Here is a 22,235-nt window from a genome sequence, read left to right as displayed (position 1 = left end):
TCGCTTTCCTGCGTCGCGTTCCTGCGTCGTGATGGCGGGGACCATCATGGCGGATGCTCGGCGGGGGAATGGCCGATTCGGTGCCAATGCGCTGAGTAGAGGGATTTCTGACCCCGCGACAATCGCATTTTCTTATGCATTTGAAGCGGGTTATTCCCGGAATTCCGGGCTTTCCGGATCCGGCCTCGCACGTGTTTTCGTCAACCCCGCATGACGCGGGGGCAGCCGCCGCAGATGTCCTCCGGTTGGGCGGTGTACACGAGGCAGCAGCTGGCCCGGGCCCGGTCGGTGCCCGAAGCATCCCCGCACCCGGCCGCCGGCGCGGCGAAACCGGCACCCGGGGTGAAGGGGGACGGGGCCGGAGCGGGGCCGCCGGTCACGCCGGGCGCGCACGCCGGTGCCGCCGCCGCGCCGCCCGCCTGCGGGGGCTCCAGCAGCGCGGACAGCTCGGCGCGCGCCCGCTCCTGCTCCCCGAGCAGCCCGCCGGCGTACCAGAGCCCCTCCACCGCCGCGTCCGTGGCCATCGCCCACAGCACCCGCGGCCCGCGCCGCACCTCGGGCCGGAAGGCGGCCAGCACCGGTTCCAGGAACCCGCCCAGCGCGCACCGCAGTTCGGTGGCCAACGCGTTCGCGTCCGGCACCGTACGGGCCTGCGGCACGCCGCCCGCCGGGTCGTCGGGCAGACAGGCGAACGCCTCCGGGCGGACCGTCAGCTCCACCCGGTCGGCACCGCGGCGCACCGAGACGTCCTCCGGGCCGAGCAGCAGGACCCGGCGCTCCAGGAACCACGGCAGCGTGAACAGCAGCGAGAGCGGCCACACGACGCGGTGCAGGCCGAATCCGGCCGCCACGTCCGGGCGCAGCGGCCGCCCGTAGCGGGCCAGGCCCTGCCGGGCGTCGTGGGCGATCAGCTCGCGGACCGCCTCGGGCCGGGTGGTCAGGTCGGCGGCGGGGATCCAGCCGTCGCCGCGGCGGGGCGGGGCGCAGCGCACCCGCAGGACGGGGGCGAGCGCGGTGAGCCGGTGGTACGAGGTCGCGCCGGGGGCGTCGGCGGGCGGCGTGGGAGTGAGGGCGTGCGCCTCGGTGGTGCGGGGGGCGCACGGCGTGGGGCCGGGCCGGGTGCTGCTCGCGGTCATGGGCGGGCCCCATCGGGTCGACCGGGGACCGCCCATGGACCGCCCGGCGGTGCCCGGTCGGGGTGGTGGCCCGCCCGGGCCCGGCCGGACCGGGGCATGGCGGTGCCCGGGGAACGGCAAGGCGAACCCGGCCGGGGTACTGCTCACCCCGGCCAGGTTAGGCTCACCTTAGCTGATCGTCCCCCAGGTCTCGCGGGTGATGCGCCCGTCCGGGGGAGGCCCCGGCGTGTGGGCCCCGTCCGGGGGGAGCCCCGGCGTGCGGGCCCCTTCCGGGGCAGGCCCCGGCGTGCGGGTGGTGCCCAACTGGCGCGCGAGCCAGACCGGCACGCCGCCCAGGGCGTGGACGAGCCGGGCCGCCTCGGCGCGCAGCCGGGCGGCCTCGGCCGGCTCGGACACCTCGGCGAGCGCCGCGAGCGCCGGCGCCACCCCCACCGTGAAGCCGAGTTGCTCGCGCAGCCGCAGCGAGGCGTCGAAGCCCTCGCGGGCGTGGTCGCGGTCCCCGCGGGCCAGGGCCAGTGCCGCCAGGTGGCGCCAGGTGTACGAGCGCAGCAGTTCGTCCCCGCGTTCGCCCGCGCCGTCGTGCGCCCGGCGGTAGGCGATCCAGGCGGCGCCGCGGTCGCGCAGCAGGTTCTCGGCGACCAGTCCGCGCCGGAAGTCCAGCAGCGGGCGGCCCGGCGCGTCCGGCGGCAGCAGTGCCGAGGTGCGTCCGAGCGCGGCCTGCGCCTCGTCCAGTCGGTCCCGGGGGCCGAGCACGCTGGCCACGTACGCCAGGAAGCCGCGGGCGCAGGCCGCGGCCGCGCGCTGCTCGGTGCTGGCCACCACGGCCTCCGCGAGGCGCAGCGCCTGTTCCGCCTGGGTCCACTGCGCGGCGGTGAACAGGCACTGCTCGATGAGGAGTTCGGCCCGTGCCAGGGCCGCCGTCGGGTCCTGTTCGGCGGCCGGGCGCAGCAGTTCGGCCGCCTCCTGCCAGCACCCCCGGGACCTCAGTCGCCACACGGTGTCGCCCGGCTCCTCCGCTGCCGCCCGCCCCCGCCCGTTCGGGCCGTTCGGGCCCCATCCGTGCTCTGACAACGCCACCTCCTTGTGTGCGCCATCCAGCGGGGCGCGGCCCTGCCCGGCGTCGCCGCCGTCGACTGTCGGCGGCACGGCGACGGCAGCGCAAGGGCCCGCGCTGTGGCGGCAATTCAACACGGGGGTGAGCTTGTGCACCAGATCACGAGCGGAGGTTCTTGCATTCGCGGGGGAAATGATCTAGGGCCTGGCCTGATCCACAAGGCACGCCCTGGCGGACGCGCCCCGGCGGCCTCCGGTCGGTCAGGACGTCCAGCCGGTTTCCATCAGGGCCTCGGCGGCGCCGTTGGCGGGCTGCGGCACCCCCGCCAGGTCCAGGCTGAACAGGGCGACCAGCAGCTGTTCGCCGCGCACGGTGGCCTGGTGCGAGTAGCCGGCCAGGGTGAACATGGCGGCGGCCATCTCCTCGGCGTGCAGGGTCTGCAGCCACAGGCACTCGACCGACTTCACGTCGGCCGGCTCGGTCCAGGTGTCCACCTGGGCGACCATCCGGCTGCCCAGCAGGGTCACCCCGTCGCGCTCCTGGGCCTCGGTCAGCTCCAGGTCGTCGAAACCGAGCCACTCCAGGTAGCGGGCGGCGGTGAAGACCGCGTCCTGCGAGGTGCGCACCGGGTGCGGGCGGAACGGCGCGCGGTGGCGGAAGGGCTTGGGCTGGCCGCCGGAGCCGCCGGGCGGGGCGGGCACCGGGGCGCCCATCGGGTGGGCCGGGTACGGGCGGGAGGACTGCGGGCCGGGGGTGGCGAGCGGGCCGGCCGTGCCGCCGCCGAGCCGGGTGGTGCGGTCCACCGGCAGCCGGACGGTGGCGCCGCAGTTGCAGGTGAACTCGGGCTGCGGCCACTGGTCGGAGCGGCCGCAGTGCGGACAGCGCATGCTCAGCCAGGAGTCCTCCCAGGAGCGGAACCGCACCTGCACCGGCACCCCGCCGCGCAGCAGCGGCACCTTCAGCGAGGCGCCGCACGGACAGGGCAGCGACGGCGGCTCGTAGAGGTGCTCGCGGCGGCAGGCGGGGCAGCGGATCGCCCGGGCGCCACCGCCCGCCCCGTGCCCTGGCCTCGCGGGGTCGTGTCCGGTGAAGTCTTCGGGCAGTCCGGCCATCGCGGGCTCCGTCCGTTCGAGTCGGGTGGTGGAACGGTTTCCATGCTCCCCGAAACGTTGGGTCCTTGGCACGGAATGGGGCAATCCTCAGGGTCGGATCAGGGGTGTGCGCCCGGCCGGTTCCCACCACGGGTGCTTCGGACACCCCGGTCGGCGGGGTGCGGTCAGCCGGCGGACCAGCGGGCCAGGTCGGCGGGGGTGTCCAGGTCGTCCGGGACGGCGACGTCGGCGCACTCGACCAGCGTGACCGCGCCCGGGTGCGCGGCCAGCAGGGTGCGGGCCCCGGCGTCGCCGGACGCGCCGGCGGCCGCCTCCGCGAAGTGCCGGGCGCCGATCAGCACCGGGTGCCCGCGCCGTCCTCCGTAGGCCGCCGCGGCCAGTTCCGCGCCGGCCCGGTGCGCGGCCAGCAGTCGGGCCACCGCGGCCGCGGTGACGCCCGGGGTGTCCACCAGCATCACCAGCACCGCCGACACCTCCGGCGCCAGCGCGGCCAGCCCGGCGCGCAGCGAGGAGCCCATGCCGCCCGCCCAGTCCGGGTTGGCCACCAGCCGGCAGCCCGGCAGGTGCGCCGTCGAGCGGACGCGTTCGCCGGCCGCGCCCAGCACCACCGTGACGTCCGCGCAGCCGCCCGCCCGCACCACCGCCACCGCGTGCTCGACCAGCGGGCGGCCCGCGTACCGGATCAGGGCCTTGGGCCGCCCGCCGAGGCGTCGCCCGCCCCCGGCGGCGAGCACCAGCGCGGCAACGGGCCCGGTCGGGTCTTCGGTGGTCTGCATGGGCCCAGCCTGCCCGCCGGTGCCGCCGCCGCGCAGCCGTACCAACCCACAGTTGTACGAATGCACAAGGGGAACCCGCAGGTGGTGGCCGCCCCCCGGCGGTTCGGCCGCTGGTCCTGCGGCCCGCCGGCCCCTGTACTGGGTCGATGAACACCGCACCGCGCCCGCTGCTGGACCGTTTCGGCCGGGTCCACACCGACCTGAGGGTCTCGCTGACCGACCGCTGCAACCTGCGCTGCACCTACTGCATGCCGGCCGAGGGCCTGGACTGGCTGCCGAGGGCGCAGACGCTGGGCGACGACGAGGTGGTGCGGCTGGTGCGGATCGCGGTCGGGCGGCTGGGGATCGCCTCGGTGCGGCTGACCGGCGGGGAGCCGCTGTTGCGGCGGGGCCTGCCGGAACTGGTGGGGCGGATCGCCGCGCTGGGGCCGGAGGTGTCGCTGACGACGAACGGGATCGGGCTGGCCCGCACGGCGGTGGCGCTGCGGGCGGCGGGGCTGGAGCGGGTGAACGTCAGCCTCGACACGCTGCGCCCGGAGCGGTTCGCGCGGATCACGCGGCGGGACCGGATCGCGGACGTGTTCGCGGGCCTGGCGGCGGCGCGGGCGGCGGGGCTGGGGCCGGTGAAGGTGAACGCGGTGCCGGTGCGCGGGGTGAACGAGGACGAGATCCCGGAGCTGGCGGCCTTCGCGGTGGAGCACGGGTACCGGATGCGGTTCATCGAGTCGATGCCGTTGGACGCGCAGGGCGCCTGGGACCGTTCGGCGATGGTCACCGCCGCGGAGGTCCTGGAGCGGCTCGTGGAGCGCTTCGACCTGCTGCCCGTGGGGCGGCGGGGCAACGCCCCGGCGGAGGAGTGGCGGGTCGCGGGCACGGACGCCGTCATCGGGGTGATCGCCTCCGTGACCCGCCCGTTCTGCGGGGGCTGCGACCGGGTCCGGCTCACCGCCGACGGCCAGTTGCGCAACTGCCTGTTCGCGACGGAGGAGTCCGATCTGCGCGCGCTGCTGCGCGGCGGTGCCGACGACGACCGGATCGAGGCGGCCTGGCGGGCCTCGGTGGCCGGGAAGGGGCCCGGACACGCCGTCAACTCCGCCGGCTTCGTCCGGCCCGACCGCCCGATGTCCGCCATCGGCGGCTGACGCCCGGGGTGTGAGCTTCGACATGGTCGGCGGGGTTCGCGTGGCGTCGCCTTGACCTGCTCTCGGGGTGGCTGATCTGCTGGTTCGCCGTCAACCCGCCCCAGATCCCGGGAGTTATCCGTGCCCGCCCGCCGCACCGCCCTGTCCGCCGCCACCGTGTTCCTGATATGCGCGCTCGCGCTGGCCGGCTGGCTGCTCGGCGGCCGTGACCACAAGAGCGGCGACTCCGCCGCGCCCGCCGGGGGCCTGGGCACCAGCCCGCTGCAGAACCCGGACGGCACCAAGCCCGGCCTGGCCCCGCTGACCACGCCGGAGGAGCAGAAGGCGGGCCGGGACGTGATAGCCAAGGTCGCCACCGCCGCCGCCGGCCCCAAGGACGGCTACGACCGCAACGAGTTCGGCCCCGCCTGGACGGACAACGTCGACGGCGTCCCGCTCGGCCACAACAACTGCGACACCCGCAACGACCTGCTCGCCCGCGACGGCACCGCCGTCGAGCGCAAGGACGGATCGAACTGCGTCGTCACCGCGATGACCATCTACGACCCGTACACCGGCAAGAACGTCCAGTGGACCAAGCAGCAGGCCACGAAGATCCAGATCGACCACGTGATGCCGCTGTCCTACGACTGGCAGCTGGGCGCCGCCAAGTGGGACAAGGCCAAGCGCGTCCAGATCGCCAACGACCCGCTCAACCTGATCCCCGCCGACGGCTCGCAGAACGGCTCCAAGGGCGACTCCGGCCCGGCCACCTGGCTCCCCGCCAACACCGCCGTCCGCTGCTCCTACGCCGTCCGCTTCGCCCAGGTCTCCCTGAAGTACCAGCTCCCCGTCACCGCGGCCGACAAGCAGGCCATGCTGCAGCAGTGCGGCGGCTGAGGAATCGTTACGGCAGGTGCTGGTGTGACGGCAGCGGGCGCCGGGTGGTATTCGTGGGCGGTGCACTCGTCGAACCCCCGGCGCCCGCTCCGCGCCCTGCTCACCGTCGCCCTCCTCGTGCTCGCCGCGGGCTGCACCGGGCCGTCGGACCCGGGCGCCCGCCGGCCCGGCACCGCGGCCGCGGCCGGGCCCCAGGACCTGGTGCCCGGCACGGCCGCCCCCGCGCTCGCGGCCCTGTACCTCCAGCCGCTGGACTGGAAGGACTGCCCGGACCGGCCCGAGCGCCCGGCCGGGGAGCCGGTCGCGCAGTGCACCGGACTCAAGGTCCCGCTGGACTACGCCGATCCGGGCGGCGAGACGATCGACGTCGCCGTCTCCCGGATCCGCGCCACCGAGGCCGACCGGCGGATCGGGGCACTGGTGCTCAACCCCGGCGGGCCGGGCAACTCCGGCGTGGACCGGGTCGTCTGGGGCTGGGAGGACTACCGCGGCACCCTCTCCGACCACTTCGACCTGGTCGGCTTCGACCCGCGCGGCGCCGGCCGCACCACCCCCGTGCACTGCCTCGACGACCGCACCCGGGACGAGTGGACCAGCACCGACGACCCCGGCTACGACCGCGGCCGGGTGCTCGCCGACGCCTGCCAGGCCCGGTACGCCACGCTGCTGCCCCACCTCTCCACCCGCGACACCGCCCGCGACCTGGACGTGCTGCGCGGCGCCCTGGGCGAACGGCGGCTCGACTTCCTCGGCAGCTCCTACGGCACCTACCTGGGCGCCCTCTACGCCGAGGAGTTCCCCGCCCGCACCGGCCGCCTCGCCCTGGACGGCGCCTTCGAGCGCAGCCTCGACCCGGTCCGGATGAACGTCGAGGCCGCCGCCGCCACCGAGACCGCGCTGCGGGACTTCGCCGCCGACTGCGCGGGCCGCGACGGCTGCCCGCTCGGCCGCGACCGCGCCGCCGCCCCGCAGCGGCTCGCCGACTTCCTGGACGGCCTGCGCGCGCACCCGCTGCCCGCCGCCGACGGCCGCCGCCTCACCGCCACCCTGGCCTGGAACGGCACCCTCGACACCCTCTACGACGGCCACCGCTCCTGGGAGCGGCTGCGCCAGGCCCTCGACCCGGCGATCACCCGCGGCGACGCCGCCGAACTGCTCGCCCTCGCCGACGGCGCCAACGGCCGCGCCGAGGACGGCGGCTACTCCACCGCGGCGGACGCCTTCGTCGCCATCAGCTGCGCGGACGCCCTGATGGCCCCCGGCACCGGGGACCTGCGCACCGACCGCGCCGAACTCGCCGCCCGCGCCCCGCTGATGAGCCGGCACGACACCTCGGCGGCGCTGTTCGCCCCGGACTGCCGCTCCTGGCCGTACCGCACCGCCGAACGGCCCGCCCGGATCCGGGCCGAGGGCAGCGCCCCGATCCTGGTGGTCGGCTCCACCGCCGACCCGGTCACGCCGTACCCGTGGGCGCAGCGGATGGCCTCCGCCCTCGCCGACGCCGTCCTGCTCACCCGGGACGGCGACGGGCACACCGGCTACGACAAGAGCGGGTGCGTGCGGGACGCGGTGGCCGCGTTCCTGGTGGACGGCACGCTGCCCGCCGCCGGGACGCACTGCCCGTCCGCCTGACGGGAGCTGACGGGGGCCGGCGGGAGCTGGCCAGGGGCAACGCGAAGGGGGCGCACCGCCGGCTGCGGTGCGCCCCCTGGGGTGGGACGGTCAGGAGGTCGGACGGTCAGGACGTCGGGGCCGTCAGGTCGTAGAAGGTGGTGGAGCCGACCGTCTTCGCGGTGAAGTGGCTCGTCACCCAGCTCTCGATCTGGGAGGTCTCCGACTCCTTCTCCCCGGTGTCGCCCCGTCCGCTCTCGGCCCCGCCGAAGCCGCGGTGGGAGCCGCCGGCGATGAACCAGTGCACCTTGCCCTCCTGGACGTACTTCTGGAAGCCGGCCAGGCTGAGCGAGGGGTCGGTGCCGTTGAAGCCGCCGAGGGCCATCACCGGCTTCCCGGTGGCGAGTTGGTAGCTGGCGGCGTTCTGCGAGCCGCTGGTGGCGGCCGCCCAGGTGTACTGGTCGGCGTTCTCCTTGAGCAGGGCGGAGGCCTCCTCGCTCACCTTGGTGCCGCCGAGCAGACCGCCCATGCCGCCCGCGCCGCCCATGCCGCCCGCTCCGGGGCCGCCCGCGCCGCCCGGGCCGAAGGCGCCGGGATCCTCGCCGCTGCCGGGGTTGCCGGTGTCGGGGTTGCCGGTGTCGGGGTTGGCGCCCGTGCCGCGCTCGCGGTGACCGTTGCCGCCGCCCGGGCCCTTGCCCGAACCGCCGCCCGGCCAGCCGCCGTTGCCGCCGTTGCCGCCGTTGAAGCCGCCCTGGCCGCCGTTGCCCCCGCCGTTGAACCCGTTGCCCCCGCCCTGGGCGCCCGGCCGGCCGCCGTTCTGCCCGCCGCCCCCGCCGGGGAAGCCGGGTGCGCCGCCGTTCTGCCAGCCGCCGTTCTGCCCGCCGCCGTTCTGGCCGGGCTGGAACGCCCGCCCGTTGCCCGGGAAGCCCTGCCCGCCGTGCCGGCCGCCGCCGCCCGGGCCGGAGGCGCCCTGGACGGCCGGCCCGGCCGTCACGATGGAGCCGCTGTGCGCCGTGCCGACGGTGTCCACCGCGTACGCGGCCGGCCCGCCGAGCGCCGCCGCCAGGCCGAGCAGGCCGGCGACCGAGGCGATCCGGGCCCCGAGCCGCCCGTCGGCCCGCCCGGCCAGCTGTCCGGCGACCAGCGTGGCCGCCGCCACCAGCCCGCCGACCAGCACCGCCCAGCGCAGCCAGGGCAGGAACTCCGCGCTCCGCCCGAGCAGGACGAACGCCCACACCGCCGTCACCGCGAGGGTGCCGGCCAGCACCAGCGCCCACGGAAGCCGGTGCCGGGCCCGCCACAGGCCGTCCACGCCCATGCCGACCAGCGCCGCGACGGCCGGGGCGAGCGCCACCGTGTAGTACTGGTGGAAGATCCCGGACATGAAGCTGAACACCAGCGCGGTGGACAGCATCGCGCCGCCCCAGACCAGGAACGCCGCGCGGGCGGTGTCGGTGCGGGCGTAGCGGCGGGTCGCCCACAGGGCGGCGACCAGCAGGATCAGCGCGGCCGGCAGCAGCCAGGCGATCTGTCCGCCGATGTCGCTCCCGAACAGCCGGGTGAGGCCGCTCTGGCCCCAGCCGCGGCCGCCGCGCATCGCCCCGGCCGGCAGGTCGAGCCCGGCCGGGAGCCGCCCGCCGCCGCCGACGCTGCCGGTCTCGTCGCCGTTGATCCGGCCGAGGCCGTTGTAGCCGAAGGTGAGGGAGAGGAAGCTGTCGTCCTGCGAGCCGCCGACGTACGGGCGGGCTGAGGCCGGCAGCAGCTCGACCACCGCGACCCACCAGCCGCCCGCGACCACCATGGCCGCGCCCGCGAGCAGCAGCTGCCGCACCCGCCGCCAGAGGCCGGTGGGCGCGACGACCAGGTAGACCAGCGCGAAGGCGGGCAGCACGAGGAAGGCTTGCAGGGTCTTGGTGAGGAAGGCCAGGCCGAACATCGCCCCGGTGAACACCAGCCACCGGGTGCCCGCCGCCTCGATGGCCCGTACCAGCCCGTACGCGGCCAGGGTGAGCAGCAGGGCCAGCAGCGCGTCGGGGTTGTTGAAGCGGAACATCAGCGCCGCGACCGGGGTGAGCGCCAGGGCGGCCCCGGCGAGCAGGCCGCCGAGCGGGGAGAAGCGCCGGCGCACCGTCGCGTACACGACGCCGACGGTGGCGGCGCCCATCAGGGCCTGCGGGGCGAGCACGGACCAGGAGGACAGGCCGAAGACCCGCACCGAGAGGGCCATCGGCCACAGCGACATCGGGGGCTTGTCGACGGTGATGAAGTTCCCGGCGTCGGAGGAGCCGAAGAAGAAGGCCTTCCAGCTCTGGCTGCCGGCCTGGACGGCGGCCGAGTAGAAGGCGTTGGCCCAGCCGGAGGCGCTCAGGCCCCAGAGGTAGAGGACGACGGTCGCGGCCAGCAGTGCCAGCAGGGCCGGGCGCACCCAGCGCGGGTCGTCCGCGCGGCCGCGCCAGGCGCGGGCGGGGAGGGTGCGCAGCCGGCCGGACCAGGAGGCGGGGCCCTTGGGGCCGGTGGGCGGCAGGGGCTGCTCGGGGAAGAGCGGCGCCGGGTCCGGCCGGGCGGGGTCCGGCTGCGGCACCTCCGGCGGCGGGAAGTCCGCGGCCTCGGGCCACGGTTCGCCGGCCGGAGTGGAGTAGCTGGTCGTGGTCATGCGCCATACCGTGCGTGGTGTGGCTGAGAGGAGCGTGAGACGAGGCTGTGAGACGGGTGTGATCTGCGGGGCGTTCGGGTGATCGGGTGATCGGGCGGGCCGCCGGGGGATCGGTCAGGCGGCCTTCGGCGTGGTCAGGCGGCCTTCGGCATGGTGAGGTGCTGGCCGAGCCACTCCAGGGCCGGGGGGATCTCCCGGGTCCAGGTGTGGAAGTTGTGGCCGCCGGTGTCCAGGGTGATGGTGGACAGCTTGGTGGGGGCCTTGAAGGCGCCGACCATGGCCTGGGTGTCGGCGTAGTTGTTCTCGTCGTAGCTGGTGGTGAGCAGCAGGGAGACGGGGGCGGCCGGCTGGTTCTTCAGCCGCCACAGCAGGTCGTTCTGCTGCTTCAGCTGGTCGTTGCCGCCGAAGAGGTCGCCGGTGGTCTCGTCGTGCGCCGCGCTGTAGTAGCCGGAGAGCGCGACCGCCGCGCGGTAGGAGTCGGGCTTGCGCATCGCGAACTTGAGCGCGCAGTAGCCGCCGGTCGAGTTGCCGATCACGGCGCGGCTCGCCGGGTCGGTGCCGAGCCGGTAGGTGGTGGCGAGCGCCTTGGGCAGGTCGGTGGTGAAGAAGGTCTCCGCCTGGGGGCCGCCCGGCACGTCGACGCACTCGGTGTCCCGGTTTCCGACGACCGTGGGGCGCATCATCACCAGGACGGTCGGCGGCAGCTTCTTCTGCTCGATCGCAGTGAGGGTGGAGGCCGGGTACTGCATCAGCGAGATCAGCTTCTCCGGGGTGCCCGGGTAGCCGGTGAGCACCAGGGCCATCGGGAACCGCTGCTGCGCGTAGTCCGGCTGGAAGTACTGCGGGGGCAGGTAGACGAACGCCTCGGTGCTCAGGCCGGTCGAGGCTCCTTTGACGGCGACCTGCTGGATCAGCCCGGAGCGCTCCCGGTCGGACCCCTGGGCCGAGTAGAACTTCTGCTCGCCGGTGACGGCCACGGAGGCGTTCGGCGTGTGGTCGACGACCGTGCCCGGCTTGCCGTCGGTGCCGAGCAGGTCGCTCCAGGAGCTGTAGAAGCCGAAGTAGCCGTTGGCGATCAGGCCCATGGCGACCAGCACGGCGATCTGGGTGGCGAGGAAGGCGCCGAGCCGGCCCGTCCAGGACTTCCAGCCCTTCCCGCCGAAGCGCGGCCAGAGCCACATGGTGGCGCCGAAGACGAGGATCGCGACGAGCGAGGCGACGATCTGGAGGGGGAGTCCGGTGAGGCTGAGCACGCCCCGATCGTAGTTGACCTCGATCAGCGCCCCCGGGCGCCCCCTGCGCGCCCTCCGCGCGCCCTCGGAATCCGGTTGACCGCGCAGGGCGGGCCCGCCAGCATGGCGGCGGACACGTGCACGCTGTGTGCGCGGGGCGTCACGGGGGCGGGATTCATGAAGTCCATCACCAAGGCCGGTCTGGCCGTCGGCACGGTACTGCTGCTCGCGGCCTGCTCCAGCGGCACCGGGGGCGGCGGGGGGAGTGCCGCGGGCGGGCCGTCCACCGGCGCGGCCCCGGCCCCGCCCGCGCCGACGCGGACGCCGACCCCCACCCCGACGCCGCCGCCGTACGGCCCGGTGCTCGGCACGAACATCGACCCGGTGAACACCGCGCTCGGCCAGGTGGCCGGGGCCAAGACCCTGGGCGACCTCGACGGCGTGCTCGGCGGCATCGCCACCAGCGCGCGGACGGCCGGGCGGAGCCTGGGCCTGGCGGACGAGCCGGCCGCGGTCACCACGGCGCGGACCGAGCTGGTGGCGGCGCTGACCTCGCTGGCCGCCGACGCGACGAAGGTCCGCGGCGACATCAAGAGCAGGGGCGTCTGCGCGGTGGGTTCCGCGCAGGCCGAGCTGGGCGCCTCGGAGGGCCTGGCGGCGGTGTCGGCGGCCCTGGCCAAGATGGCGGCGGCCGGCTACCCGACGACCTTCGCCGTCCCGCAGACCCCGAAGCAGCAGTCCCGTTCGCTGGACAACGGCACCCTGGTGCGCGAGGGGCGGCTGCGCGGCCAGGGCGTGTTCAAGGTCGACAACGGCGGCAGGGGGGACGCGGTCGTCTCGCTCGCGCTGAACGGCAAGTCGGTGCACTCGGTGTACGTGACCAAGGGGCAGAAGGCCAGTATCGAGGGCGTCGAGGACGGCACGTACGAGGTGTACTTCGCGGGCGGGGTGGACTGGGACTCCGACGCGAAGGCGTTCACGCAGAGCTGCCGGTTCACCAAGTTCCAGGACACGCTGGCGTTCGAGACCGGGCGCACCGCGACGTCCTGGTCGATCACCCTCCAGCCGACGGTCGGCGGCAACGCCAAGACCGACGAGGTGGGAGCGGACTCCTTCCCGCAGCCGTAGCCGTAGCCGCAGCCGTAGCCGCAGCCGGAGCGGGCGGGCCGACGGGTGGACATGACGCTCCGGCGGGCGGGCACGGCCGGTGCCGTGGGGTGCCATCGCGCCCGCCCTTAACGGGCATACCGGGGCGGATGGTTGCCGCCCCGGGCCGCAACGGCCGATTGCCGTCGGCGAGTTCGGCCAATACGGTTGACCACTTGAAGTGACCATGGCACTTTCGTGCGGCGCGGGCCTCGGCGACCAGTCGTACACCCCGCGATCCCCCACAAGGAGAGCCATGTTCAAGAGACTTGCCGCGATGGCCGGCGTCGGCGCCGTCGTCGCGGGCGGGCTGACCCTCGCCGCCGTCCCCGCGCACGCCGTCCAGGCCAGCGACCTGACCTCCACCATCGCGCTGAGCAACTGCTCGGCCTCGCTGGTGCGTTACCCCACATCGGTGGCCGGCGACCGGGCCCTGATGCTCACCAACGGCCACTGCCTGCCGACCATGCCCACGGCCGGCCAGGTCATCCAGAACGCGAGCGCGAGCCGCAGCGGCACCCTGCTGGACGGCGCCGGCAACAGCCTCGGCACCGTCCAGGCCGACAAGGTCGTCTACGCGACCATGACCGGCACCGATGTCGCGCTCTACCAACTCACCGACACCTACGGCTCGATCAGCTCCAAGTACGGCGCCACCGCGCTGACCGTCAACGACACGCACCCGACCGACGGCGCCGCGATGTACATACCCTCCTCGTACTGGAAGCAGGTGTGGAACTGCTCCGTCAACGGGTTCGTGCCCACCCTGCGCGAGGACCAGTGGACCTGGCACGACTCGCTGCGCTACAGCTCCGGCTGCAACACCACGCACGGCACCTCCGGTTCGCCGATCATCGACTCCGCCAGCGGGCGGATCATCGGCATCAACAACACCGGCAACGACAACGGTGAGATGTGCACCCTGGACAACCCGTGCGAGGTCGCCGCGGACGGCACCACCACGGCCACCAAGGGCCAGAGCTACGGTGAGGAGACCTACTGGTTCACCACCTGCCTCGGCAACGGCCGGGTCATCGACCTCAACGTGGCCGGCTGCCTGCTCACCAAGCCGGCCGGCAGCGGCGCCGTCTCCGTCAGCAGCCCCGGTGACCAGTCGACCGCGGTCGGCGGTGCGGTGAACCTCCAGATCAACGCTTCCGGTGGTACCGCGCCGCTGTCGTACAGCGCGACGGGTCTGCCGGCCGGGCTGGCGATCAACGCGTCGACGGGTGCGATCACCGGTACGGCCACCACGGCGGGTTCGTCGAACGTGACGGTGACGGTGAAGGACTCGGCGGGCAAGTCGGGTACGGCGAGCTTCACGTGGACGGTGACCGGTGGCGGTGGCGGCACCTGCACGCCGGCGCAGCTGCTGGGCAACGCGGGCTTCGAGACGGGCTCGGCGGCGCCGTGGACGACCAGCTCCGGCGTGGTGGACAACAGCTCCTCGCAGGCGGCGCACGGTGGTTCGTGGAAGTCGTGGCTGAACGGCTACGGTTCCTCGCACACGGACACGCTGGCGCAGACGGTGACGATCCCGGCGGGCTGCAAGGCGACGCTGAGCTTCTGGCTGCACATCGACACCGCTGAGTCGGGCAGCACCGCGTACGACAAGCTGGCCGTGTCGGTGAACGGGACCACGCTGAAGACGTACTCCAACGCGGACGCCGCGGCGGGTTACCAGCAGCGGACCTTCGACCTCTCGTCCTACGCGGGCCAGAGCGTCACCCTGAAGTTCACCGGCACCGAGGACGCCTCGCTGCAGACGAGCTTCGTGATCGACGACACCTCCATCCAGACCGGCTGACGCACCACCAGCACACCGTCCGGCCCCGGGGATCCCACACCCCGGGGCCGGACCGTGCGCGCCGGAGGCCGCCCGGTGTCACGCCCGGCGGGCGTCGGCGATCACGGCCGGGGTGGTGCCGAGCCACCAGGTGGGGTTGGCGGTGCCGTCGGTGGTGCGGCCGTCGCTGTGGACGTAGTGCCGGACGTCGCGGCCGGGCTCGGCGAGCTCGCCGTTCAGGGCGCGTTCGACCCATTCGGCGCCGAAGCGGAAGACCTCGGCGGCGGTGCCGCCCAGCGGGTGGAACTCGTTCTCGTAGACGCGCATCTCCTTGGGCGCGCGGATGCGCTCGTAGTTGGCCAGGGCCTGCTCCAGCACGGTGAGTTCGTCGAACTCGCCGATGCCGTAGACGACCGGGCAGGCGATCTCCCGGACCAGGTCGCCCAGCGGCATCCGGGCGACCAACTCGGTGTCGAAGGCGTCCTCGTCGGTGTAGCCGGCCATGTACATGTAGTTGTTCTTGAAGGTCGGCTGGGCGCGCTCGAAGATGGTGGTGAAGTCGCCGGTGACGGCCTCGAAGGCGGCCAGCGCGGCGAGGCGGCGGTCGGTGGCGGCGGCGCGCGAGCCCCAGTAGCCGCTCATCGAGATGCCGAACATGCCGATGCGGGCCGCGTCGACCTCGGGCAGCGAGGCCAGGTGGTCGATGTAGCGGCTGATCGCGCGCTCGTAGTTGGTGAGGTCGACGGTCAGCCCGTTGGCCCGGCTCTCGCCCTGGCCCGGACCCTCGATGGACAGGGCCACGATGCCGCGCGAGGTGTAGTACCGCTCCGCCGCGTGGATGTAGTCCTCCTTGATCATGTCCATCCCCGGGCCGAGGATCACCGCGGGCGCATTGCGGACCTCACCGGCCGGCAGGTGCAGCAGGGCGAAGATCTGCTTGCCCTCGAAGTCGAGGACGACGCGGCGCACCCGGTTGCCACGCAGCGCGCCCAGGCGCTCCACGCAGTGGTTGGCGTGCTCGCGGAAGGCGAGCTTGCGCGGGTCGGCGGCGTCGAAGATCGAGTACTGCGCGCGGCCCCACATCACCGAGGCGCGCACGTAGAGGTCGGCGGCGGTCTGGGCGAAGCCGCCGCGCTCGTGGTGGGCGGCGCGCTCCTCGGCCTGCCCGGCGATGGTGGCCCAGGCCTTGGGCAGCATCACGCCGCTCTGCACCAGCGCGAAGACCTTGTCGAAGTCGGTGTGGTCGTGGCCGAGCTGCTCCAGGGTGCCCTTGGCCTGGGGGTGCAGGGCGTCGAAGCCGCCCTGGGCGAGGGCGATGTCCAGGGCCCAGTTCTGTCCGGTCGAACGAACGGTCATGACGGGTGTCCTCCGTGTCGATAGGGGGCTCGGTGGCTGTGCCGCCGAGTCGCTAAGTACTTATCTATTAAGTACTTAGGATATTCTGTTGTCAACCCGACCGTCGATACGAGCCGCGGAGGCCGCCCCCATGTCGCAGCCCCAACCCACCCCCGCCCGCGAGCAGGCCCTCGACCAGCTCGCCCGCGCCGCCTACAGCCTCAGCGCCGCCGACTCCCGACTGCGCGGACGCGCCACCCGCACCCCCGGCGCGCTCTCCCTCACCCACGCCCGGGCCCTGCGCGTCCTGGCCGAGACGGGCCCGCTGTCGATCGGCCAGCTCGCCGCCGCCACCGAGACCACCAGCGCCGCCACCACCCAGCTGGTCAACAGCCTCGCCACCGCCGGCTACGTCACCCGGGAACGCCCCCCGGGCGACAAGCGGTCCGTCCTGGTCGCCCTCACCGACGCGGGCCGGCGCCGCCACGACGAACGCCAGACCACCCTGGCGCAGGCGCTCGACACCGCACTGGCGCACCACGACGCCCCCGCCCTGGACGCCGCGACCGACGTGCTCCGGCAGTTGGTCGCCATCTACGACCGGCTCTGACCGGGAGGGCCTACCCTGCGGAAGGCGCGGCAAGGTCGCGCGAGGCCCTTCCTGGAGGCGAGCGCCCGTGACCAAGTACGTGATCGCGCCGGCCGTGGCGCTGCGCCTGGCCGGCGAGCGGGCCGTCATCCCGCAGGAGCACCGGCTGCTGGCCCCGACGCTGCTCCGCTCGCAGGTGCTGTCGCTCCTCTACCAGGCCGTCCGCCAGGGCGGGCTGACCAGGGCGGAGGCCGACCGCCGGCTGGACTACCTGTGCGCGTTGAGGATCCGGCTCCTCGGGGACCGCGTCCTGCAGTCCACCGCCTGGGGGATCGCCGAGCGCCTCGGCTGGCCCGACACCCTCGACGCCGAGTACATCGCGCTGACCCGGCTTCAGGCCGACGCGTTCATCACGCTCGACCTGGAGGTCGCCCGCGCCGCCGAGGAGCTGGTGGCCGTCGCCCCCGTCGAGGCCCTGACCGCCTAGGGCGCGGCCTCCGCCGACCCGGCGCGAGGGCCCCCGACCCGCCGGGCCGTCACGGGGCCAGGGCGGCGGTGACGGCGGCTTCGGCGTGCAGGCGGGTGGTGGGGAAGGTGGGGACGGGACTGTCCTCGGGGCGGACGAGCAGTTCGATCTCGGTGCAGCCGAGGATGACCCCCTGGGCGCCGGCGGCCACCAGTTCGTCGATCACCCGGCGGTACGCCGCGCGGGACTCCTCGCGGACCAGGCCGAGGCACAGCTCCTGGTAGATCACCCGGTGGACCAGGGCGCGGCTGTCGGGGCCGGGGACGAGGACGTCGAGGCCGTGGGCGGCCAGCCGGCCGCGGTAGAAGTCCTGTTCCATGGTGAAGGCCGTGCCGAGCAGCCCGATCCGGTGCAGTCCGGCGGCCCGGACGGCGTCCGCGGTGGCGTCGGCGAGGTGCAGCAGCGGGACGGGGGTCGCGGCCGCGACCTGGTCGGCGACCTTGTGCATGGTGTTGGTGCAGATCAGCAGCAGTTCGGCGCCGGCCGCCTCCAGGGACCGCGCCGCGCCGGCCAGGATCTCGCCGGCCTCGGTCCAGCGTCCGTCGGCCTGGAGCCGTTCGATGGCGGCGAAGTCGACCGAGTACAGCACGAGCGGCGCGGAGTGCAGGCCGCCGAGGCGGTCGCGGGTGAGTTCGTTGAGGAGGCGGTAGTACTCGGCGGTGGATTCCCAGCTCATGCCGCCGATCAGGCCGAGGGTCTTCATGCCGCCATTTATAAAGCAATAAGGGAATTGAAAGCAAAGGTATAAGGATTACTTGGAATCGCCCTGCGGAATCCAGCGCGGCACGCGGTGCTGCCATTCCCGGGCGAACACCACCGAACCGGCCTCCAGCGCGCGCAGCTGCACGATGCTGAGGAAGTGCCCGGCGTCGCAGCGCAGTTGGGTGCGGGTCTGGACGGTGACGTCCCAGCCGATGTCGGGGCGTTCGAGGCGCACGGTGTGGTCGGTGCGGGCCTGCGCGCTGAGCGGGGCGTCGGTGAGCACCCGGTAGGCGGTGACGGTGTGCTCGTCGCGGACCAGGCCGTCGGGGTGGGTGCGGCTGCCGTCGGTGGCGGGGGAGAGTTCGGCGCGCCATTCCCGGCGGCCGATGTCGTGCACGGTGACGTGCTCGGGCCGGGCGGTCAGCGGCTCGGTGCGGTGGATGTCGAGCGGCTCGGGCAGGGCGGGGGCCTCGAAGGCGACGGGGGCGGCGCCGACGTCGGCGGCGAGGTGCCGGGTGGGCAGGGTGAGGGCGGAGCGGGACGGGTCGAGCGCGTAGCCGGCGTCGTCCGGGGTGGGCCACACCCACGGCCAGTAGACCGAGGAGAGGGCGAGCCGCAGCCGATGCCCGGCCGGGAGGGTGCCGGCGCAGGCGGCGAGCTCGACGTCCGCGTCGGGGCCGGTGGCGACCAGGACGCCCCGGGTGAGCAGCGTGGAGGTGCCGTCCGGGCCGACGGCGCAGAGCCGGGCGGTGATCTGGGCGGGCGGGCCGCCCTCGCGCAGGCGCAGCCGTACGGTCGGGGTGCCGAGCACTTCGACCGGTTCGGGCAGCGGGTGGGAGTCGAAGCAGACCGAGCGGCCGTCCTCCTCGCGCTGGTCGGGCGGCTGGTCGGCGGGGCGGCCGAGCGGGACGTAGGCGCCGGCGTTGAGGCCGGTGTGCTGCGGGGAGCGGACGCGGACGTGGCGGTCGTCGGAGGCGGTGCCGGCGGTGCGCAGCGGGCCGTCGAGGCCGTAGTGGATCTCCCGGACGTTGGGGGAGGGCCAGGTCTCCTCGCCGGTCCAGCGGGTGCCGATCCAGCTGCGCAGGGCGGGCTCCGCCAGGGCGCCGGTGTCGAGGTCGCGCAGCCAGTGGTCCCACCAGCGCAGGGTCTCGGGGAGGGTGTCCTCGGGCAGGCCGTGCGGCCAGGGGCCGAGCAGGGCGCGGGCGGTGGGGGAGGTGGCGAGCAGGCGCAGCACGAAGGAGCAGGACGGGTCGCCCCAGCCGGCGACGGCGAAGGTGGGGGCGGGGACGGGGACGGTGGTCTCGCCGGCGGCGAGCCAGGCGTCGACGGGCGGGTCCAGGGATTCGAGGCGGGCCAGCCAGTCGGTGCGCCAGGCGTCGCCGACGTGCCGGGGGTCGGGCGGGAGGGCGGCGTCGGCGACCAGGGCGGTGAGCCGGGTGTGCAGGTCGGCGGCGAGCAGGGCGCCGCCGAGGCGGTGGCCGCCTTCGGGGCAGACGGTGACCACGGCGCCGACGGTGTCGGGGGCACGGGCCGCGAGCAGCAGGGCGGTGGTGCCGGCGGCGCCGACGCCGAGCAGGCCGACCCGGCCGCTGCACCAGGGGCGGCGGGCGAGCCAGTCGAGGACGGCGGCGCCGTCGTCGAGCTCCTGGCCGCCGCCGGGTTCGCCGGGCAGGCCGTCGGAGTTGCCGTGGCCGCGGGTGTCGACGCGGACGGCGCCGTAGCCGTGGCCGGCGTACCAGGGGTGGCGGCGGGCGTCCTCGGCGGCGGTGCGGTCGGTGAGCCGGCCGGCGGAGTACTCCAGCACGGCGGGGACGGGTTCGTCGCTGACCGGGCGCCACAGCCGGGCGGCCAGCCGGGTGCCGTCGGGCAGCGGGATGCGGACGTCCTCGCGGGTGGTGCGGAAGGGGTAGGACGGCATGGCCGCTCCCATCGGATCCCGGGCCGGTGAGCGCCGGAGGGCCCGCGGCGCGTACGGGGAGCGCGCCGCGGGTGTCGGCATCTCGACCCTAGGGGAGGAATCGTCCGATTTCCTGACGAAGGCTGCGCGGCGGTCGCGGTCCGCCGGTCGGCGCGGCCGGGTGGAGCCCGGCGCGAGCGGGCGTGTGCCCGCCGCCGTACGCCCCCCGTCCGCGCCCGCGTGCCCCTGTTCGCCGCGGTCCGGCATTTGCACATGACTTGCAACTGCTTCCCCGAGGGGGGAAAGATGGCCCAGCTTCGCCCGGACCACCCGAAAGGACCACAGGATGTCCAGCCCCGCCGCAGGTGCCTCGCCCGTCAGATGGCGTGACCGGCTCACCCGGGAGGAGTGGATGCGCCTGGCCGGGATGGGCGGTTTCATCCTCGTGCTGCACGTCGTCGGCTGGTTCACCCTGCTCGCGCTGGTCGCGCCCGAGCACTACGACGTCGGCGGCCAGGTGTTCGGCGCGGGCATGGGCCTGACCGCCTACACCCTCGGGATGCGGCACGCCTTCGACGCCGACCACATCGCGGCGATCGACAACACCACCCGCAAGCTGATGGGCCAGGGCAAGCGGCCCCTGTCGGTCGGCTTCTGGTTCTCGCTCGGGCACTCCTCGATCGTCTTCGGCCTCTGCGCGCTGCTCGCCTTCGGCATCCGCTCGCTCGCCGACCAGGTGGAGGCGGACGACTCGACCCTGCACACGATGACCGGCCTGATCGGCACCACCGTCTCCGGGACGTTCCTGCTGCTCCTCGGCCTGATCAACCTGGGCGCCTTCAACGGCATCCTCAAGGTGTTCCGCCGGATGCGCGTGGGCGAGTACGACGAGGCCGAGCTGGAGCGCCAGTTGGAGCGGCGCGGGCTGATGAACCGCATCCTCGGCCGGGTGACCAGGGCCGTCACCAAGCCCTGGCACATGTACCCGGTCGGCCTGCTGTTCGGCCTCGGCTTCGACACCGCGACCGAGGTGTCGCTGCTGGTGCTGGCCGGCGGCGCGGCCGCGTTCTCGCTGCCCTGGTACGCGCTGCTCACGCTGCCGATCCTGTTCGCGGCCGGGATGAGCCTGCTGGACACCATCGACGGCTCGTTCATGAACTTCGCCTACGAGTGGGCCTTCTCCAAGCCGGTCCGCAAGATCTACTACAACCTGACCGTCACCGGCCTGTCGGTGCTGGTCGCGCTGGTGATCGGCCTGGTCGAGCTGATCGGCCTGCTCGGCGAGAAGCTGGACATCACCAGTGGCCCGATCGCCTGGATCGGCGGGCTGGACCTCAACTTCGTCGGCTACGCGATCGTCGGCCTGTTCGTGCTGACCTGGGTCGGGGCGATCGCCTACTGGAAGTTCGGCAAGGTCGAGGAGAAGTGGTCGGCCGGCCTGGCCGCCGCGGCCGCCAAGTCGGAGTAGCGATGGGGCGGAGGGGGCGGTGACCGGAGTCCGGTCGCCGCCCCCTCGGCGTTCCGGGGCCTACCGCAGCGCGGCGAGCACCGCGTCCGCCATCACCTTCTCGCCGGTGGCGTTCGGGTGGAACGGCACGGCGGGCGAGCCGGGCAGCGCGCCCTCGATCCAGCGGTCGTCCGAGCACACGTCGTGCCCGGCGGTGGGCGTGGCGGTGTCGACGTACGTCGCGCCGCCGGCCGCCGCGGTGCTCCTGAGCGCGGCGTTCAGCTTGTCGAGCACGCCGTGCATGTACTCGACGTCGCCCGGGGTCACGGGCTGGCGCAGGATGCACGAGCGGCCGTCGGCGGGCAGCACGGACGGGTAGCCGACCAGCAGCACCCGGGCCCGCGGCGCCTTGGCGTGGATGCGCCGCAGCGTGTCGGCGACCTGCGGCGCGATGCTGCCGGTGATCCGCTCGGCCAGGTCGTCGTCGCCGTACTGCCAGGACCAGCTGCGCCAGTCCCAGTAGCCGTGGTGGTAGACGTCCTTGCAGGGCGTGCCGAGCGGGTTGACGACCGCGCCGGCGATGCAGGTGGCGACGAGTTCGCCGAGGCCGAGGTCGCTGGCCGCGAGGTCGTTGCCGCCGATGCCGAGGGTGACCAGGTCGGTGTCGGGGGTCACCGCGTCCAGCTGCGGGTCGTTGACCCGGATGAAGGCGTCGTACTGCGGCTGCGTCATGGCCTTGACCTTGGCGGCGGCGCAGGTGACGTCGGTGTACGCGCCGGCCTTGAGGGCGGCGGCGACCAGGTGGCCGTAGTTGCGGTCGGAGCGCAGACACAGGCCGGCCGACTGGCCGGGCACGCCCGCGCCGGCGGCGTAGGAGTCGCCGAGCGCCACGAGGTGCTTGGGCGCCGGGGTGGCGGCCTGGGCGCTGGTGGAGGTGAGCGCGAGGGCGGCGCCCAGTGCGACGGTGGCGAGTGCGGTGGAGCTGCGCAGGCGTCGGGGTTTCCGGGCAGGGGGGAGCACGGTTCCTCCTGGGGGGAGAGAAACGACGGGTGGGGGTCGTGCCGGGCCGCGGCTACTCGCAGGTAAGTTACTTGTTGGTTTCGTGGACGTCCATGCCGTGCGCGGAAATTTCCGAAATTCCGTCAGATCGCATTTCGCATTTCGCTCCGCCGTGTATCGAGGACATTTCCGAAACGGTGTGGAGCGGAATTG

At 74.3% G+C, this 22,235-nt stretch carries 18 protein-coding genes; 8 read left to right on the top strand and 10 right to left on the bottom strand.

The annotated features are described in order from the left end of the window. Nucleotides 1–200: 200 nt before the first annotated feature. The 4 genes from AB0O82_RS16195 to AB0O82_RS16180 form a co-directional block, all read right to left on the bottom strand. Nucleotides 201–1,136: a (2Fe-2S)-binding protein gene (locus tag AB0O82_RS16195; RefSeq protein ID WP_363584080.1), complete on the bottom strand. Its 936-nt coding sequence runs from the start codon at nucleotides 1,134–1,136 to the stop codon at nucleotides 201–203. A gap of 168 nt (nucleotides 1,137–1,304) precedes the next feature. Further along, nucleotides 1,305–2,132, bottom strand: a complete 828-nt coding sequence (locus tag AB0O82_RS16190) for a hypothetical protein (protein WP_363584200.1) — start codon at nucleotides 2,130–2,132, stop codon at nucleotides 1,305–1,307. A 318-nt stretch (nucleotides 2,133–2,450) separates the two neighbouring features. Further along, nucleotides 2,451–3,302 (bottom strand): hypothetical protein, encoded by an 852-nt coding sequence (locus tag AB0O82_RS16185; RefSeq protein WP_363584078.1) that lies wholly within the window; start codon nucleotides 3,300–3,302, stop codon nucleotides 2,451–2,453. Nucleotides 3,303–3,466: 164 nt separating this feature from the next. Further along, nucleotides 3,467–4,078, bottom strand: coding sequence for an NTP transferase domain-containing protein (locus AB0O82_RS16180; protein WP_363584076.1), 612 nt, complete (start codon nucleotides 4,076–4,078; stop codon nucleotides 3,467–3,469). Between the two features lie 146 nt (nucleotides 4,079–4,224). Here AB0O82_RS16180 and moaA point away from each other — a divergent pair, with 146 nt between their 5' ends. From moaA to AB0O82_RS16165, 3 genes are all read left to right on the top strand, one after another. Then, on the top strand, nucleotides 4,225–5,220 hold the full coding sequence (gene moaA, locus AB0O82_RS16175) for a GTP 3',8-cyclase MoaA (protein ID WP_363584074.1): 996 nt from the start codon (nucleotides 4,225–4,227) through the stop codon (nucleotides 5,218–5,220). Between the two features lie 120 nt (nucleotides 5,221–5,340). Beyond that, on the top strand, nucleotides 5,341–6,099 hold the full coding sequence (locus AB0O82_RS16170; RefSeq protein ID WP_363584072.1) for an HNH endonuclease family protein: 759 nt from the start codon (nucleotides 5,341–5,343) through the stop codon (nucleotides 6,097–6,099). A 60-nt stretch (nucleotides 6,100–6,159) separates the two neighbouring features. Beyond that, nucleotides 6,160–7,731, top strand: coding sequence for an alpha/beta hydrolase (locus AB0O82_RS16165; RefSeq protein ID WP_363584070.1), 1,572 nt, complete (start codon nucleotides 6,160–6,162; stop codon nucleotides 7,729–7,731). Nucleotides 7,732–7,837: 106 nt separating this feature from the next. Here AB0O82_RS16165 and AB0O82_RS16160 read toward each other — a convergent pair whose 3' ends face one another. Next, nucleotides 7,838–10,363, bottom strand: a complete 2,526-nt coding sequence (locus AB0O82_RS16160) for a glycosyltransferase family 39 protein (RefSeq protein ID WP_363584068.1) — start codon at nucleotides 10,361–10,363, stop codon at nucleotides 7,838–7,840. A gap of 134 nt (nucleotides 10,364–10,497) precedes the next feature. Continuing rightward, nucleotides 10,498–11,616 carry an alpha/beta hydrolase-fold protein gene (locus tag AB0O82_RS16155; protein WP_363584066.1) on the bottom strand — a complete coding sequence of 373 codons (1,119 nt, stop codon included), beginning with the start codon at nucleotides 11,614–11,616 and terminating at the stop codon, nucleotides 10,498–10,500. 156 nt (nucleotides 11,617–11,772) lie between these two features. Here AB0O82_RS16155 and AB0O82_RS16150 point away from each other — a divergent pair, with 156 nt between their 5' ends. Together AB0O82_RS16150 and AB0O82_RS16145 are read left to right on the top strand one after the other, a co-directional pair. Then, nucleotides 11,773–12,723, top strand: a complete 951-nt coding sequence (locus AB0O82_RS16150) for a hypothetical protein (RefSeq protein WP_363584064.1) — start codon at nucleotides 11,773–11,775, stop codon at nucleotides 12,721–12,723. Nucleotides 12,724–12,997: 274 nt separating this feature from the next. Then, nucleotides 12,998–14,548 carry a putative Ig domain-containing protein gene (locus AB0O82_RS16145; RefSeq protein ID WP_363584062.1) on the top strand — a complete coding sequence of 517 codons (1,551 nt, stop codon included), beginning with the start codon at nucleotides 12,998–13,000 and terminating at the stop codon, nucleotides 14,546–14,548. Nucleotides 14,549–14,626: 78 nt separating this feature from the next. Here AB0O82_RS16145 and AB0O82_RS16140 read toward each other — a convergent pair whose 3' ends face one another. Continuing rightward, complete coding sequence (locus AB0O82_RS16140; RefSeq protein WP_363584060.1) at nucleotides 14,627–15,883, bottom strand: alpha/beta hydrolase; 1,257 nt, start codon at nucleotides 15,881–15,883, stop codon at nucleotides 14,627–14,629. 130 nt (nucleotides 15,884–16,013) lie between these two features. Here AB0O82_RS16140 and AB0O82_RS16135 point away from each other — a divergent pair, with 130 nt between their 5' ends. Continuing rightward, nucleotides 16,014–16,472 (top strand): MarR family transcriptional regulator, encoded by a 459-nt coding sequence (locus AB0O82_RS16135; RefSeq protein WP_363584058.1) that lies wholly within the window; start codon nucleotides 16,014–16,016, stop codon nucleotides 16,470–16,472. Between the two features lie 67 nt (nucleotides 16,473–16,539). Continuing rightward, on the top strand, nucleotides 16,540–16,938 hold the full coding sequence (locus tag AB0O82_RS16130) for a type II toxin-antitoxin system VapC family toxin (RefSeq protein WP_363584056.1): 399 nt from the start codon (nucleotides 16,540–16,542) through the stop codon (nucleotides 16,936–16,938). A 49-nt stretch (nucleotides 16,939–16,987) separates the two neighbouring features. Here the strand turns inward: AB0O82_RS16130 and AB0O82_RS16125 are convergent, their stop codons facing one another. Then, a complete protein-coding gene (locus tag AB0O82_RS16125) occupies nucleotides 16,988–17,680 on the bottom strand; it encodes an aspartate/glutamate racemase family protein (RefSeq protein ID WP_363584054.1) in 693 nt (230 codons plus the stop codon). Nucleotides 17,681–17,728: 48 nt separating this feature from the next. Then, nucleotides 17,729–19,597, bottom strand: coding sequence for a CocE/NonD family hydrolase (locus AB0O82_RS16120; protein ID WP_363584052.1), 1,869 nt, complete (start codon nucleotides 19,595–19,597; stop codon nucleotides 17,729–17,731). 325 nt (nucleotides 19,598–19,922) lie between these two features. Between AB0O82_RS16120 and AB0O82_RS16115 the strand changes: the two genes are divergently transcribed. Then, nucleotides 19,923–21,044, top strand: a complete 1,122-nt coding sequence (locus AB0O82_RS16115) for a HoxN/HupN/NixA family nickel/cobalt transporter (RefSeq protein ID WP_363584050.1) — start codon at nucleotides 19,923–19,925, stop codon at nucleotides 21,042–21,044. Between the two features lie 60 nt (nucleotides 21,045–21,104). On the opposite strand, the gene AB0O82_RS16110 is transcribed toward AB0O82_RS16115, so the two are convergent. Next, entirely contained in the window at nucleotides 21,105–22,043 is a 939-nt protein-coding gene (locus AB0O82_RS16110) for an SGNH/GDSL hydrolase family protein (protein WP_363584048.1), read from the bottom strand. Nucleotides 22,044–22,235 lie beyond the last annotated feature (192 nt).

The organism is Kitasatospora sp. NPDC088264, from assembly GCF_040685715.1.
Classification (GTDB): domain Bacteria; phylum Actinomycetota; class Actinomycetes; order Streptomycetales; family Streptomycetaceae; genus Kitasatospora.
Note: the sequence above shows the minus strand (reverse complement) of the source record. Positions and strands in the feature narration are given on the sequence as shown.

Bases quoted from the DNA above. Each gene is read 5' to 3' on its own strand.
- AB0O82_RS16195 (WP_363584080.1), bottom strand. From the start codon at position 1,136: ATGACCGCGAGCAGCACCCGGCCCGGCCCCACGCCGTGCGCCCCCCGC.
- AB0O82_RS16185 (WP_363584078.1), bottom strand. From the start codon at position 3,302: ATGGCCGGACTGCCCGAAGACTTCACCGGACACGACCCCGCGAGGCCA.
- AB0O82_RS16180 (WP_363584076.1), bottom strand. From the start codon at position 4,078: ATGCAGACCACCGAAGACCCGACCGGGCCCGTTGCCGCGCTGGTGCTC.
- moaA (WP_363584074.1), top strand. From the start codon at position 4,225: ATGAACACCGCACCGCGCCCGCTGCTGGACCGTTTCGGCCGGGTCCAC.
- AB0O82_RS16160 (WP_363584068.1), bottom strand. From the start codon at position 10,363: ATGACCACGACCAGCTACTCCACTCCGGCCGGCGAACCGTGGCCCGAG.
- AB0O82_RS16150 (WP_363584064.1), top strand. From the start codon at position 11,773: ATGAAGTCCATCACCAAGGCCGGTCTGGCCGTCGGCACGGTACTGCTG.
- AB0O82_RS16145 (WP_363584062.1), top strand. From the start codon at position 12,998: ATGTTCAAGAGACTTGCCGCGATGGCCGGCGTCGGCGCCGTCGTCGCG.
- AB0O82_RS16140 (WP_363584060.1), bottom strand. From the start codon at position 15,883: ATGACCGTTCGTTCGACCGGACAGAACTGGGCCCTGGACATCGCCCTC.
- AB0O82_RS16135 (WP_363584058.1), top strand. From the start codon at position 16,014: ATGTCGCAGCCCCAACCCACCCCCGCCCGCGAGCAGGCCCTCGACCAG.
- AB0O82_RS16125 (WP_363584054.1), bottom strand. From the start codon at position 17,680: ATGAAGACCCTCGGCCTGATCGGCGGCATGAGCTGGGAATCCACCGCC.
- AB0O82_RS16120 (WP_363584052.1), bottom strand. From the start codon at position 19,597: ATGCCGTCCTACCCCTTCCGCACCACCCGCGAGGACGTCCGCATCCCG.
- AB0O82_RS16115 (WP_363584050.1), top strand. From the start codon at position 19,923: ATGTCCAGCCCCGCCGCAGGTGCCTCGCCCGTCAGATGGCGTGACCGG.